The sequence below is a fragment of the Celerinatantimonas diazotrophica genome (assembly GCF_004339545.1).
Lineage (GTDB): Bacteria > Pseudomonadota > Gammaproteobacteria > Enterobacterales > Celerinatantimonadaceae > Celerinatantimonas > Celerinatantimonas diazotrophica.
The window spans coordinates 130,184-143,723 of the sequence record NZ_SMGD01000001.1 but is presented as its reverse complement, the minus strand read 5'-3'; the positions used below and the strand labels follow the sequence as shown (position 1 = coordinate 143,723).

The following is a 13,540-nucleotide window of genomic DNA, read 5'->3' as shown; positions in this document are numbered from 1 at the left end:
AGTGAATCATTGATAGTGGCGTAATAGGGTATGGCGTTATGAGTGACGAAAATCTGTTGGGGCAAGTTGCAGGTTTCCCTCTTAAATGGTGTTGGGATGTAAAGAATTCATCCATGACCTGCTCCGAACAGTTGCCGGCGTTACTTGGTTATCCTACAGAAAAAACACTGACACTTGCCCAGATCCTAGCCAGTGTTCATGCAGATCAGCGTGACATGCTTAAAACGTTAGTTAGAGAAGTTTATCAAAAGCATCTTACTCGAGAAGTGCGTGTCACCATTAGTACTGATAAACAGCGATTTGTTGCACTGCTATGTGTCTGGCACGAGGCGAATGAACCTCATTTTATTCAGGGAACCGTGGAGGTTCTCATCAATATTCCTTCTGAACAGATTGAATTTGAACTTCTCCATCACTTGTTTGTAAAAGCGCATGTCGGCATGTTGGTGCTTGACGCTAAGCAGCGTATTCTCATGGCTAACCAAGAGTTCTGCCGTTCTACCGGATTTGAAGCTAATGAGTTACTGGGGATTTCTGCAGAACTGTTTGGGGGAAGTGACTCGGATCCACATTTATATCAGCGCATTTGGTTGGCCGTCGATAAAAAGGGGTTTTGGAGTGGCGAACTGCTCGCTCGTGATAAACAGGGATTGACCTTTGCTCATGAATTAACCCTGCAACGTATTCAGGTTCGTTCTGAAAAAAATTGCTTTTATGTCGCTATTTCAAAACGACTCGATGTTGCTATGACGCAAATTGCCAGTGAGCAAGAAAATCCTAGGGATTTGCTGGTTCCTGATTCATCTTCAAAATTATTAGCTGTGGCAGAATTTAAGCAAAAGTTGAATCAAAGCTTCATGCAACTACCTGGGGACCAGACGATGGTCCTGGTTGTTTTTCAACCCTATTTTTCAAAAAACATTAGCACTTCAATGAGTCACTGGTTGATTGGTAACCATCTGTTGCATGTCCCTCATGAAATGGAAATAGGTGTATTGAGCCAAGACCTGTTTGCCAGCTTTTTTATTGTTCCCCGGAATCTTGGTGTGATCCATCAGCAATTACAGGTGCTGATGAATTCGATTTGTAAAGTTGATGAACAACAGAGTGACATTGATGCGATCGACATTAAAGTGTCGCTTGGCGTGTCTATTTTAGGCACCGACGCCATATCAACCACCCAAATGATCAGTCATGCCAGTCAAGCATTGGTGGGAAGCCGGGAACGAGGGGTTTCATCGATTATCTACTTTGATAATCGGCTGCAGAAAAAAATGGACAGTAAACAGGTCCTTTCCCGCTTGCTAGACAAAGCTATTTCAGGAAATCAAATTGATGTTTTTTATCAACCTATTATTGATCTACGAACGCTCAATATTACGAAATTTGAAGCGTTGTTTCGGGTCAATCTCGATACTAAATTGCCATACAATACTCAGGAGCTCATTCAACTTGCAGAGGAAAATGGCTGGATTGATAGGATTGACTTAGCGGTTACTCGTAAAGGGCTAATTGACCTATTGTCTATCCAAGAGCATTTTAAAGACCCTGCAATACAATTGTCGGTGAACCGTTCAATGCGTAATGACCGGTTGTCGCACTGTTGCCTAGAAGATACATTACAAGTGATTATGGATGCGCGAATCGATCCTAAATTGGTGACAGTCGAATTAACTGAATCTTCCTTTCTCGCGGATGTAGACCGACAAATGGTTTGGATTGAGCGACTTAAAAAAGAGGGGATTGAAATTGCTATCGATGATTTCGGAACTGGCTATTCATCTTTTTCCTATCTACTGAATCTGCCGATTAACCTGATTAAAATTGACCGCAGTTTTGTCATGGATCTTAAAATGGGTTCAAACGCTTATATGATGATTGAAATGGTGACTTCGCTGGTTCATCGGATGGGTGGTAAAGTGGTTGCCGAGGGAGTCGAAACGGCCGAAATATTACATATGCTATCGCTTGCCAAAGTTGATTATGCGCAGGGGTATCTGTTTAGCAAACCTATTAGTCTAACCGATATTATGGGGGGTAAACTGCCACGCAACTTTGCGCAGCATCAGTCTGTTCTGTCGGTATCGGAGGTGCGTTGTGCTCGTGACATTATGATGCGAGAGTTTCCTCGAGTGAGCTTGGATCACAAATTGGGCACCGTTTTAGAAATGATGCGTAATCACCAGCACAATTTTTGGGTTGTGATTGAAGAAGGCCAGTGCCGTGGCATTTTGCGTGATTCAGAGGTAAACGCAGCAATTAGTCCTTATTTGGAAACGGATGCAGAGCAAAAGCGTGATGTTTTGACATTGAATCGGCGTGTCCATCAAATTTTAAAAAAAGGCGGATATGAAAGCCTGAATCAACAGAGTGAAGTCGATATAATTAAGCGTGCCTTTCAAAACCCTGAGACCCGTCTAGTGGTTGTTACCGGAGATACTGGCGGGTGTGTGGGCATTATTACCCCGGATATCCTTTTGCAGAATATATAAATTTAATGTCATTGCCATGCGTTTATCTTTATAATGCCGACATTATTTATTGTCGATTAAGTTTGTGTACACCCGTTTTGACGTTAAAATTCCAGAGCGATGGAGTGGATTAAAGCTTTATCAAGTACTTGAACATTGTCTTCCACACGCTGAATTGTCGCTTTGGCAAAAGCGCTGGCAGGATAAACATGTTTTAGTGAATGATTTAGCGATTCCATGGGATGGGCTAGTTTTTCAAGGTCAACGATTGTGTTATTGGGTCGCTGATTATCAAGAACCTTCTGTGCCAACCGATTGGCAATTAGTTTGGGAAGATGATGAATTACTAGTCGTTGATAAGCCTGCATTATTGCCTGTTAGTCGAACCACTCGCAATCCAACGCAACATTTAATCGGTTTTGTTCGAGATTCAGGGTTTGCGGATGCACATCTGTTACATCGCATCGATATCGAGACTTCAGGGCTGATTATTTTAGGGAAAAATAAAAAAGTGGCGCAGTATTGGCAGCCACGCCTTCAAGAACTTTTGGTGGAAAAAATTTATCATGCTCGAGTGTGGGGAAATCCGACATGGGAGTCTCAGCATGTTGAGTGCCGGTTAAGCACCGTGAAAGGAAGTGACATCCGTTGTCAAATGCATGTAGTTGATCAGGGCGGCCAACTGTCCATTACTGATTGTAAGGTTTTAAAACGGTTTGCTCACCAATCTATAGTGGAGTGCCGGCTAACAACTGGGCGAAAGCATCAAATCCGCGCACAGTTGAGTTGGCTGGGACATCCCATTATTGGCGATAAAATCTACTCATTGAATGGAAGGTTTTATCTAAAGAGGCTCTCTTCAGAGTTGAGTGAAGAAGATTTTGCTATACTAGGGGCAAGGCATCAGCAATTGTTGGCTTATCAAGTTACGTTAAAGAAAAACGGCTCTCTTTTGACGATTCATTCCTCAAAAGATTTGCAGTATTAGTGAGTATTAGTACTTTTTAGTTATACTATTTTTAGACTTTCTCATTAATTTAAAACTGAGAAGTAAAAAAACTAATTAATTTAGATGATTTTGTGAATTTTATGTAAATTAGGATTGCAAGCTGTAGATTTATCGATAATATCAAAGACAATTCTGGTTTATTTGTCTGTAAGTAAGACATCCGGCGGTATATCTAGATAGATATATCAAAAAGTAGTTGTGTTATCCAGTTATTTTGGGGTAATGGATAACCCAAGAATGTAAATTGATTGAGGTATTTCAAATGAATGTTATGTTAACTGGTGCTATTAAATGTAAGCAAGCGTTGAAGCATTTCTGGAAGGATAAAGTGGCTGTAACAGCAATTGAGTATGCAATACTTGCTGTAGCAGTTTCTGCGGTTGTTTTCGCAGTTTTTGGTGGGCCTAATTCGGCTTTAAAAACGGCGTTGAATGATGCTATGACTACAGTGACCTCAACTATCACTAAAGCTAGTACAGCTGATGATAATGCTGGTGGTGGTAATGGTGGTGGTGCTCAAGCCCAAGGTGGTGGTCAAGCCAATAATTAGATAAGAATTTACTTGTCATCATTATTTAGAAATAAGATATCATTCATGGCAAAATATATATAATAGGTATTTTGTCATGAAGATCTTTTTCTTATCGATAGTTTTTATATTTTTAACTGTAATATCGATAAAGGATATAAAAAAAAGAGAAGTAAGTAATGCATGGTTGTTGAGTCTTTTTTTTATTTTATTACTATTACTTTTAGTAGTAGAAGAAAGATATCCTCAGAATGTGTTATTTGTTGGAGTTATTTTATTATTCGGTGTTATTTTATCTAATTTACGCATATTAGGTGGGGCAGATAGCAAGTTAATTGCTATACTAACTTTAGTCATCTCACCTTATTATGTTAAATTATTTATATTTTTCTTAGCTTGTTTGATACTTGTGACATGCAGTATATATGGAGTAGGTCTTTGGTTAGGGAAAGCTCAGCGTAGCCATGGGATCCCGCTAGTACCTGCAATATCTTTAGCCGGTTGGATGTGTCTGTGGTTAACTCTCATGGATACTCATGGATTAGTGTCGTGAATTCAAAAATTATTTTTGTCGTTGCATTTATTGCGATCTTTTTAGGGGTGGCTTCGCTAAGTGGATTATTTCGAAGTGAACCTAAAAGTAAGCCAAGTCCGCAGGTTGTCAAAGTAGAGCCAAAAGTGCAATTTTGGCGCTCCAAGGTCGCTATTCCTCGTGGCTATCCAGTTGATAGAGCAAAATTGGAACTGGTTGATTTGCCTGTTTCTAAAGCTCGCCGTTTTCATGTTACTCATGATGAAACGATTCATTTTGTTCCGGATATGATTGCTCGCCATGCTATTCAACCGGGGGATGTGGTCCGTAATTCTGATGTCGCCTCACCTGAAAGTAGTGATTATATCACATTAATTACACCGGCTAATAAAGTCGCTTATCCTATCAATGTTTCGGCTGCTGATATAAAAAGTATGGCGATTCATCCTTCTAATCGAATTGATGTGTTATTGCTCTCTTCTCCAGGGAGCAACGTAAATGTCCAAGACAGTACTTATAATAATATTGATAATCTTTCGGTCTCGATGTTGTTTAAAGGGGTAAAAGTTGTAGCGGTTCGTGACAATAACGACACGAAACAGCCCAGTCGTGTTTTAGTGGCGCTTTCCCAAGAGCAAGTCGCTAAGCTCATTATCGCGTTGCGAATTGGCAAGATTTATGTTTTCCATACAGGATCTGAAGCCGAGTCTATATATCGTGATGTTGTCGTGCGTGATGTTTTGCCTAGCTATAGTTCAGTCAAAGAATTACGTGGTTCTATTACCCTACAAAATCAGAGTCAGGTTAACTAATATGATGAAAGTATTGAGGCTGGGATTACTTATTGTTGGTTTATGTCTGGCCCAAAATGGGATGGCTGCCATATTGTCATTGACGACGGGGGGAGCTAAAACAGTACACACGGATGAGCTCGCAGACACTGTATTTATTGCTAACCCTGCGATTGCTGATTACCGTGTATTGGACGGGCATCGTGTTGTTTTGTTTGGTAAAACAGTAGGCACGACAACGCTTATTATTTATAACAAAGCGGGGCATACACTTCTGAATCGGCAAATTGTCGTTAATCAGAGTATGGCCAAGATCGAGCAGCAAATTGCGATTCATTATCCAGGATTAGCTATCAATGTGACCAATATCGGAACACAAGTTGTTCTTTCTGGCGAGGTCCCTGATATTCAGACCAGGGATGCAATCGTTCATCTGGTGGGGGTTCTTTTGAACAAAAGTGTATCCCGCAAAACTGTGACACTCAAAAATGCCGGATCTGTTTCATCGAACGGGGGAAGTTCGTCGGGCTCATCATCATCAGATGGTTATTTGTTGGATTATCTGCAAAAGACGACGTATTCCGGACTCATTGATAATCTTAAGGTCGGCGGGGTTAAACAGGTTAATGTTAAACTCTCGGTAGCTGAAGTTTCAACCGCATATATAAAACAGTTGGGGGCCAAATGGGGGTCGATGGTAAATGATAGCTTCCAGGGAAATGGCCAATTTTTTAATTATCTGCAAAGCTTCAATGCCAGTAATATCGCTAGTTTTATTTCAGCTTTAGATAACGATTCAGTGGGCCAGATCTTAGCGCAGCCTAATTTGTCAGTCATTTCAGGAGAGACGGCTAGTTTTCTGGTCGGTGGTGAGCTCCCCATTGTGACCAATTATGATAATTCTTATCAGGTCACTTATAAAGAGTACGGCGTTAAACTCAGTATTGGCGCTAAGGTGCTCAACGATAATAAGATTCGTCTGACTTTGTCACCTGAAGTCAGTGCCCAAGATTCAACTTATCGATCTGAGCTGGCTGATGTTCCCGCATTTAAAACGCGAAAAGCGACAACAACGGTTGAATTGGGTGATGGTCAAAGTTTCGTTTTAGGTGGACTTTTAAGTAAAGATGAACAAGAAACCCTGCAAAAAGTGCCTTTTATTGGTGATATTCCTATTTTAGGGGCGTTATTTCGCTATACCGAAACAACGCGTCGTAACACTGAATTAGTCATTGTGGCAACGGTTAATCTGGTCAAACCGATCTCCTCTGAAGATGTGCAATTACCTACGATGCAACCGACGTCAACATTAAGTCGTTGGTTTGGTGTTGACCTAGCAACGAGTCACGCAACACGAGAGGTTTATGCATCCGGAGGTTTTAAACAATGAAACAGTGGATCATAGCAATACTTATGATTGGGTTGTCGGGATGTAGTGTGCACCCTGATCAAGGGCCAGAGATGACACTAAAACCGCAGACCACCCAATGGCAATTTAATCAACCTTTGAGCGCACAAGCGTGGCAATCAATCACCGGTGAGCTGAGCAAAAGTCTTGCATTATTGCGTGTGTATCCGATTGTGATCGAAGGTTCAAAGGCTTTTTCTGCGCGTTCGAAGGCGATTCAGTCTTGGTTGATTCGACATGGAACTCAGAAAAGTCACATTAAATTGGTGACCACTTCAAATCGTGGTGTTCGTGTTTCGATGATTCAATACCATGTTAAAGCGCAGCGTTGTGAAGGACCGCAGATATTATATCGATGGGGTGAAAATCAACATCGCGACTTGTGCGCTGTGACCTTGCTGCGCTGGCAATCGATGGTTTATCCCCAACACATGCTTAAAGCTGGGAGTCACTAGTATGGCCGTATTAGAACTCTCTGAATTATTAAAAAGTGAGACTACTGCTCCTTCGAAGCCGAAAGATATGGCTTCGACCGTTCTCTTTTACCAAAGCCAAGAGTGTTCCGAACTGGTTGCTGAAGCCTATCGTTTCGAAGGATACACCGTTCCAGATATTCGGGAAAATAAAGACTCGGTGATCTCCGATTACGTTCAGGAACATAATCCCGAGATCGTACTGCTTGAATTGAATGACAGTGCGCATGTGGCTGAAGATGCTGGCCGAATTAGCCGTATGTTGCCAAATCATGCTTCGGTCATTGTTATTGGGCAAGAGGATGCCATCTCGACGATTCGTTCTTTAAAAGAACTCGGTTTCTATTATCTGTTCTGGCCCGTGTCGAAACAAGAACTGATTGATTTTGTTACCGGGGTTGCTGAAAATCGGCTTCGACAGCGAGGGCCTGGACAAAATCGAAAAGCTAAATATATCGGTGTCTATGGCTCGAAAGGCGGTGTCGGAACGTCGTTGATTGCAGCAGAGATTTCTTACCTACTAGCAGATAGTATGAGTGCCATGTGTGTTCTGGTGAACCATAATTATAATGGTGGTAATCTGGATGTTATGTTGGCTCATGATGATTTATCTAAGCGGGTACTGCAAGCCGGCACGATCGCTGCATCTTTAGATAGCACAGCTGCGAAAGCGTTACTTAGTGATATCACCGAAAGGTTGAGTTATCTGGCACTGGATGGCGAGAGTCGCTCCCACGAAGAGATGCGTGATTTAACCGATAATATTGTTGAATTGGTTGCTAAAGATAGTAATTTTGTGGTTGAAGATCTCTCTGCCAGTGTTGATTTTAGCCGTCATTTATCTTGGATGATTGAGCGCTACGACAGTTTAATTGTGGTCATTGAACCTTCGGTATCATCGGTTCGCGATGCGAATCGAGTGGTCAGTGAAATCAAAAAACAGCGTGTTGAATTAGACCATCCATTGCGAGTTTTAGTGGTTTTGAATCAACGTCAACCTGAAAAATTTAATTCGATGACCAGTGTTGAAATTGAAAAATATCTTGGTTCTAAGATTGATATTACCATTCCGTTTGTTCCACAAATTAACCAGATGAAGCTATACCAGAATCACATTTATAATTCGAAGACTAAGGCTGCTAAGCCATTGCAACATTTAGTCAAACTCATTATGGGAGAGCAGGCGAGTAAGGCAACTTTTATCCAGAAGCTAACCACCTTGGTTGGCTCTCAGCTTAAAAAGTGAACCGTTCTAGGAGCTATTAATTGGCTAATAATAAAGATATTTATCGAACGTTACGAACTCGAATTTTTGATGTCATTGATGCCGAAGCCTTGACTACGCTGACACCTGCTCAGCTTCAGGAGCAGCTTGGTCAAGCCGTTGATTTGTTGATTAGCCAGCAGCGATTACCTCTCCCTCGTTTAGTCCGTAATGAATTTGTTGATAACTTGCGTAATGAACTCATCGGTCTTGGTCCCATTCAACCTTTGATGGATGATGATAGTATTACCGATATTATGGTCAATGGTCCCGATCATGTATTTATTGAGCGCAATGGATTAGTTGAACACTCAGATATTAGTTTTGTGGATGAACAACAGGTTCTGGAAATAGCCAAACGAATTGCCTCCAGAGTCGGGCGACGAGTAGATGAATCGGTTCCAATGTGTGATGCTCGTTTGGCTGACGGGAGCCGCGTTAATATTGTGACGGAGCCTGTTGCCATTGATGGCACATCGATATCTATTCGTAAATTTAAAAAGCAAAAGCTTGGCCTTGAAGATATGGCGCAGAATGGTTCGATGAGTCCTCAAATGGCTCAGTTACTAGCGATTGCTGCCCGTTGTCGTCTAAATATTGTGATCTCTGGCGGAACAGGCTCCGGTAAAACGACGCTTTTAAATGCCTTGTCGCATTATATTTCGACAAAAGAACGAATTATTACCATTGAAGATGCCGCAGAACTCCAATTACAGCAGCCGCATGTGGTCCGATTGGAAACACGGACGGCTGGTATTGAGGGTTCTGGTGCAATTGGTCAGCGGCAATTGGTGATTAACTCGTTGAGGATGCGCCCCGATCGGGTGATTGTTGGGGAGTGTCGTGGTCCTGAAGCTTTCGAAATGCTGCAGGCGATGAATACTGGACATGACGGCTCGATGACTACGCTGCATGCAAACTCTCCTCGTGATGCTGTTTCTCGTATTGAAAGTATGGTGATGATGGCGACGTCCTCGCTTCCCTTAGAAGCCATTCGTCGCACGATTGTCAGTGCGGTTGACGTTATTATTCAGATCTCACGCTTACATGATGGTAGTCGGCGCTTAATGAGTATTAGTGAGGTAGTTGGTATTGAAGGACAATCGGTTGTGCTTGAAGAAATCTTCCGGTTTCAACCAGACGCGATTCAGAACGAAGGGAAAGTCGTGGGGCGTTATATGACCTCCGGTCTGATGCAACGCTCTATTTTAGTCGAAAAAGCACGGTTTTTTGGTCTGCAGGATGAACTTAATCAAATCTTTGGTCGGGTGACATAATGCGTTATTTATTCGGATGTATAGCGATTCTTTTAGGTATCTTGGTTTTGATACTGCAATTTCGTCAAAAGCGCAAAAAACTCGATTTTTTTGCGACTAAAAAAAATGAATCGTATATACCTGAAATGATTGATCAAAGTGTAATTGATTTGAAAGCACTGACTCATATCTCTGTGATTTATCGGATAAAGGAGTTTTTAGCCAGTGCTATCTTGCCGTTAGGTGAACATGCTTACTATAAAATTTTAGGATTTTATATCATAGCGTTGGGGGTCGTGGTTGCAGTTAACCATTTTTTCTTTTCATTACCCAATTTATTAGTAGTGCCCGCTACGCTTCTTGTCGCCACTATTATCGGTGTGTTTACTTTACGGCATATGGTTTGGAAGCATTTTAATGATAATTTTCCCGATGCTTTGAATCTCTTAGCAAGTGCTATTTCAGCGGGTGAGAGTCTCATGCATGCCATTATTTATGTTGGACAACAGATGAATAATGATGTGGGCCGAGAGTTTAAGCACATGGGAGAGCGTCTGCAGATAGGTGAACCGCCACATATCGTTTTAAAACGGGCATGTGTTCGCTTCCCATTTCCCGAGTTTGTCTTTTTTGCGATTACTTTAAGAGCCAATATTGAACGGGGAGGACAACTTCGCGATATTATTTCACAACTGAACCGCGTGATGTTTGATGCTCGTTCTCTGGAGAAAAAGAAAAGTGCCATGACTTCGGAAGCACGAATGTCAGCAAAAGTTGTGTTCGTTATTCCTTTTATATTCATGATCGTTATGCGATTTTTATCGCCAGAGAATTTTAACTACGTTTTTCACGATCACCTTGGGCGATACATCTTATATTATGTTTTAGTCAGTGAAGCCATCGGTATGGCGATTATTTATATGCTGATGAGAGGAGTTAAATCGTGATGGATGCTATTTCTCTGTTCATTGTTGTGACCTCTATCTCGACTGTTTTAGCCATTTTGGTCACGTTATCTCTGCGAGCTTTTGCGCGCGAACGTAAGCTTAAAAATTTTATGGGGCGGAGAAATCGTGATTACACATGGAAAGATACGGTCTTAAGGTTGAGTCGAAGTACCATCCGCATTAATCAGCAAGAGTTGAGCCAAAAACTGATTGCTGCTGGTTTTTATCAAGAACGATATGTGCACCTTTATTTTCCGGTTAAGTATGGATTGTTTCTGATTTCGACGCTGCTGGTTTTAATTTACCGAGGTAGTTTAGAGCTAAGTTATTTTCATCTTATCGCAGTGGTTGCGATTATGATGATCTTTTTTATCATTGCCCCCGATATCTACCTTGAGCAACGCAAAAAGCAACTGACACGGAAAATTTCACAAAACCTGCCCTACTTGATTGATTTGTTAGGGGTCTGTGTCCAGACCGGGATGACAATTGAATCGGCTTTTATTTATTTGACTAAAGAAGTGGCTAGTTTCGATAAAGATCTAGCCTATATGCTGAAAAGGACGACGGATCGATCCCGCATCGTCGGACTCCCTAAATCACTAGATGAATTATATGAGCGGGTTCCGAGTTCAGAAATGCGCTCATTTGTTCATACGATTAACCAAAGCTTGCATTATGGAACATCTATTTATTCGATATTACTGACACTGGCAAAAGATATTCGTGAGATTCAGATGCTAGGGTTAGAGGAGAGAGTTGGCAAGTTATCTGCCAAAATGTCTATTCCGTTGATCGTTTTCATTATGTTTCCGATCGTTATTTTAATTGCAGCTCCTGGGGTAATGAGGTTGTTTTATCATGGCTTTCACTACTAGAAAAAGCAGCATAATTGCCTCATTGTTAGTCGTTGGATTAACAGGCTGCTCTATGCAAGGCAATAATTATGGATTAATGCAAAATAGAGTTTCAGATTCAAGTGCGCAAGTTGCAGATCAACCATTGACTGCATCGCAAAAAGTACAGTTGATGATCAAAGCTCAGAATTATCCAGGATTGATTAAATTTTATAAACAAACACTGGAGCATTCAGATAGCCGGTCTGTCAGACTGAAATTAGCCAAAACGTATTATCAGTCAGGTGATGTTGACTCAGCACTTTTTCAGCTAAAAATTTTAAAACAGCATTATAAACCTGATGCTCAAGTGCATTATTTAATGGCGCAATGTCTTTATCAAAAAGGCAAGATGACCGATGCCTTAACGGAAGTGAATACCGCCATTACACTGAATCCAAAACAGGCGAAATCATATAATTTGCAAGGCATTATTGATGCGGGCTTGAATGATTTTGTATCTGCACGGAAAGCTTTTAATAAAGCGAGAGCATTGATGTATAAAGACTCAATTGTACTTAATAATTTGGCAATGATTGATATTTATCAGCACAAATATTCTGATGCGGTTAATTTATTATTGCCGTTGTATAATAATGGTCAAGCCGATAAAAAGATTCGTTCGAACTTATTAATTGCGTTGGCTAAGACTCATCAAGAGAGTTTATTCAAGCAAGTCTATGCCGATGGTGATAGTGATCAGGCGAATATGGTCTATCATCAACTTGAAAACAGCAAGCATGGCATTCATGCTAGGAGCACTCCATGAATCAACATCGACTAAAAGGAGTGGTTTCAATTGAGTTTGCAATGGGCTTCTTCCTTTTTATATTGATGTTTTTTGTTTGGGCCCAAATGGCTTATGCGGGTTATATTTCTGGGCTGATTGATTACACATTGGCTGAAACAGCCCGTGATACACGGGCTAGTGTTCCATCTCAGAAAAGTAAAGAAGAGGCACAGGCATCCCAAGGTGATGCAAATGCAAAGGCGCAGACGGCCTACCAAATTCAATTTAAAGCATTTCTTAAACAAGAAGCTGGAATTTGGGCGAACTTTATCGATTTTAGTAAATTTCATACCAAAGTTTATTATTATGACAGTATTGCTAAGTTAGCGGATAGTTGTCAGTTGCCTAAGGATGATGATTCATCGTCAGGTTCAACATCGGGAGGTTCAGATAGCTCAGGTAGTGCGCAAGGCAGTGGCAGCAACAACGGTAGTGATTCGTCCGAAGAGCAAAAAAATTGCTTAGAAAATGGAGCGACACAAAGTGAAACCAACGCGCCGATTGCTGTTTATCAAGCAAGTTATGATTTTAAGCCATTACTGAATTTAATCCCTTCACAGAATTTGAGTCTTAAACGTGAAGTCTTTGTGGTGCAGGAATATGAGCGAACAGACTTTTATAACTAAATGTACCACACGTGGCGTATTTACCATTGAATTGGCGATTATTGCGCTATTTATGAGCGTGATCATTTTATTTACGGCAGATATGGTCATTAAGCAATCAATTCAAGGGATGCTTGATCGTATGAGTTATTCAGCGGTTAGTGTCTTAAAAGAGCGCACCCAGCTGTATAATAAAGACGAAGAGATGGATCGCAAGCAAGTTGAGGAGATTGATAAAATTGTACAAACCTCATTGGCTCGGACGATGCCGCAATTTCGTCCCTCTCTTTACAGTTCTTACTATCAGCAGATTAAATTTGAGGGGAATCCAGAATCGCCATCAATCGATGTGATACCCCCTATTACCGAAGGTAGTAAGAACTCAGCCTGTAAGCCGCCGAATCAACTTAAAAATATTGCAGTGAAGTTATCCCCTATTACCAATGAAGGGGATCGAGCTCCACTGTTCCAAGTAACGCTCTGTTATCATACCGATAACTGGTTTGGTCAATTAGTGGGCGAGGATTATTCGTGGATTCGCTCTAACTCTATCATGCTGGGGCGCTAAT

The 13,540-nt window shown here is 41.2% G+C and carries 14 protein-coding genes; all 14 read left to right on the top strand.

Annotated features, from left to right (window positions below):
- Positions 1-38: 38 nt before the first annotated feature.
- The 14 genes from EV690_RS00670 to tadF all read left to right on the top strand — a co-directional run bounded on the left by EV690_RS00670 (position 39) and on the right by tadF (position 13,539).
- A complete protein-coding gene (locus EV690_RS00670) occupies positions 39-2,492 on the top strand; it encodes an EAL domain-containing protein (RefSeq protein WP_131911008.1) in 2,454 nt (817 codons plus the stop codon).
- 64 nt (positions 2,493-2,556) lie between these two features.
- Complete coding sequence (locus EV690_RS00665; protein WP_165872614.1) at positions 2,557-3,459, top strand: RluA family pseudouridine synthase; 903 nt, start codon at positions 2,557-2,559, stop codon at positions 3,457-3,459.
- A gap of 283 nt (positions 3,460-3,742) precedes the next feature.
- Positions 3,743-4,030: a Flp family type IVb pilin gene (locus EV690_RS00660; protein ID WP_317986171.1), complete on the top strand. Its 288-nt coding sequence runs from the start codon at positions 3,743-3,745 to the stop codon at positions 4,028-4,030.
- Between the two features lie 76 nt (positions 4,031-4,106).
- On the top strand, positions 4,107-4,562 hold the full coding sequence (locus EV690_RS00655) for a prepilin peptidase (RefSeq protein ID WP_131911006.1): 456 nt from the start codon (positions 4,107-4,109) through the stop codon (positions 4,560-4,562).
- Complete coding sequence (gene cpaB / locus EV690_RS00650; RefSeq protein WP_165872613.1) at positions 4,559-5,353, top strand: Flp pilus assembly protein CpaB; 795 nt, start codon at positions 4,559-4,561, stop codon at positions 5,351-5,353. The genes EV690_RS00655 and cpaB overlap by 4 nt, the downstream gene beginning before the upstream one ends.
- Position 5,354: 1 nt before the next feature.
- Positions 5,355-6,722 carry a type II and III secretion system protein family protein gene (locus EV690_RS00645; protein WP_131911004.1) on the top strand — a complete coding sequence of 456 codons (1,368 nt, stop codon included), beginning with the start codon at positions 5,355-5,357 and terminating at the stop codon, positions 6,720-6,722.
- Positions 6,719-7,195 carry a hypothetical protein gene (locus EV690_RS00640; protein WP_131911003.1) on the top strand — a complete coding sequence of 159 codons (477 nt, stop codon included), beginning with the start codon at positions 6,719-6,721 and terminating at the stop codon, positions 7,193-7,195. The genes EV690_RS00645 and EV690_RS00640 overlap by 4 nt, the downstream gene beginning before the upstream one ends.
- Position 7,196: 1 nt before the next feature.
- Complete coding sequence (locus EV690_RS00635) at positions 7,197-8,459, top strand: AAA family ATPase (RefSeq protein WP_131911002.1); 1,263 nt, start codon at positions 7,197-7,199, stop codon at positions 8,457-8,459.
- 20 nt (positions 8,460-8,479) lie between these two features.
- On the top strand, positions 8,480-9,754 hold the full coding sequence (locus EV690_RS00630; RefSeq protein WP_131911001.1) for a CpaF family protein: 1,275 nt from the start codon (positions 8,480-8,482) through the stop codon (positions 9,752-9,754).
- Positions 9,754-10,680: a type II secretion system F family protein gene (locus EV690_RS00625; RefSeq protein WP_224054882.1), complete on the top strand. Its 927-nt coding sequence runs from the start codon at positions 9,754-9,756 to the stop codon at positions 10,678-10,680. Before EV690_RS00630 ends, EV690_RS00625 begins: the two co-directional genes overlap by 1 nt.
- Positions 10,680-11,558 carry a type II secretion system F family protein gene (locus EV690_RS00620; protein ID WP_131911031.1) on the top strand — a complete coding sequence of 293 codons (879 nt, stop codon included), beginning with the start codon at positions 10,680-10,682 and terminating at the stop codon, positions 11,556-11,558. The genes EV690_RS00625 and EV690_RS00620 overlap by 1 nt, the downstream gene beginning before the upstream one ends.
- Positions 11,542-12,345, top strand: a complete 804-nt coding sequence (locus EV690_RS00615; RefSeq protein ID WP_131911000.1) for a tetratricopeptide repeat protein — start codon at positions 11,542-11,544, stop codon at positions 12,343-12,345. Before EV690_RS00620 ends, EV690_RS00615 begins: the two co-directional genes overlap by 17 nt.
- Positions 12,342-12,992 (top strand): TadE/TadG family type IV pilus assembly protein, encoded by a 651-nt coding sequence (locus EV690_RS00610; RefSeq protein WP_131910999.1) that lies wholly within the window; start codon positions 12,342-12,344, stop codon positions 12,990-12,992. Before EV690_RS00615 ends, EV690_RS00610 begins: the two co-directional genes overlap by 4 nt.
- Complete coding sequence (tadF, locus tag EV690_RS00605) at positions 12,967-13,539, top strand: tight adherence pilus pseudopilin TadF (protein WP_131910998.1); 573 nt, start codon at positions 12,967-12,969, stop codon at positions 13,537-13,539. The genes EV690_RS00610 and tadF overlap by 26 nt, the downstream gene beginning before the upstream one ends.
- The last annotated feature ends 1 nt before the right edge of the window (position 13,540 follow it).

What these genes read in the sequence shown, in the direction of transcription:
- EV690_RS00610 (WP_131910999.1), top strand. Translation starts at nt 12,342, where the DNA reads ATGAATCAACATCGACTAAAAGGAGTGGTTTCAATTGAGTTTGCAATG.
- EV690_RS00615 (WP_131911000.1), top strand. Translation starts at nt 11,542, where the DNA reads ATGGCTTTCACTACTAGAAAAAGCAGCATAATTGCCTCATTGTTAGTC.
- EV690_RS00625 (WP_224054882.1), top strand. Translation starts at nt 9,754, where the DNA reads ATGCGTTATTTATTCGGATGTATAGCGATTCTTTTAGGTATCTTGGTT.
- EV690_RS00640 (WP_131911003.1), top strand. Translation starts at nt 6,719, where the DNA reads ATGAAACAGTGGATCATAGCAATACTTATGATTGGGTTGTCGGGATGT.
- EV690_RS00645 (WP_131911004.1), top strand. Translation starts at nt 5,355, where the DNA reads ATGATGAAAGTATTGAGGCTGGGATTACTTATTGTTGGTTTATGTCTG.
- EV690_RS00660 (WP_317986171.1), top strand. Translation starts at nt 3,743, where the DNA reads ATGAATGTTATGTTAACTGGTGCTATTAAATGTAAGCAAGCGTTGAAG.
- EV690_RS00655 (WP_131911006.1), top strand. Translation starts at nt 4,107, where the DNA reads ATGAAGATCTTTTTCTTATCGATAGTTTTTATATTTTTAACTGTAATA.
- EV690_RS00670 (WP_131911008.1), top strand. Translation starts at nt 39, where the DNA reads ATGAGTGACGAAAATCTGTTGGGGCAAGTTGCAGGTTTCCCTCTTAAA.
- EV690_RS00620 (WP_131911031.1), top strand. Translation starts at nt 10,680, where the DNA reads ATGGATGCTATTTCTCTGTTCATTGTTGTGACCTCTATCTCGACTGTT.
- EV690_RS00635 (WP_131911002.1), top strand. Translation starts at nt 7,197, where the DNA reads ATGGCCGTATTAGAACTCTCTGAATTATTAAAAAGTGAGACTACTGCT.
- tadF (WP_131910998.1), top strand. Translation starts at nt 12,967, where the DNA reads ATGAGCGAACAGACTTTTATAACTAAATGTACCACACGTGGCGTATTT.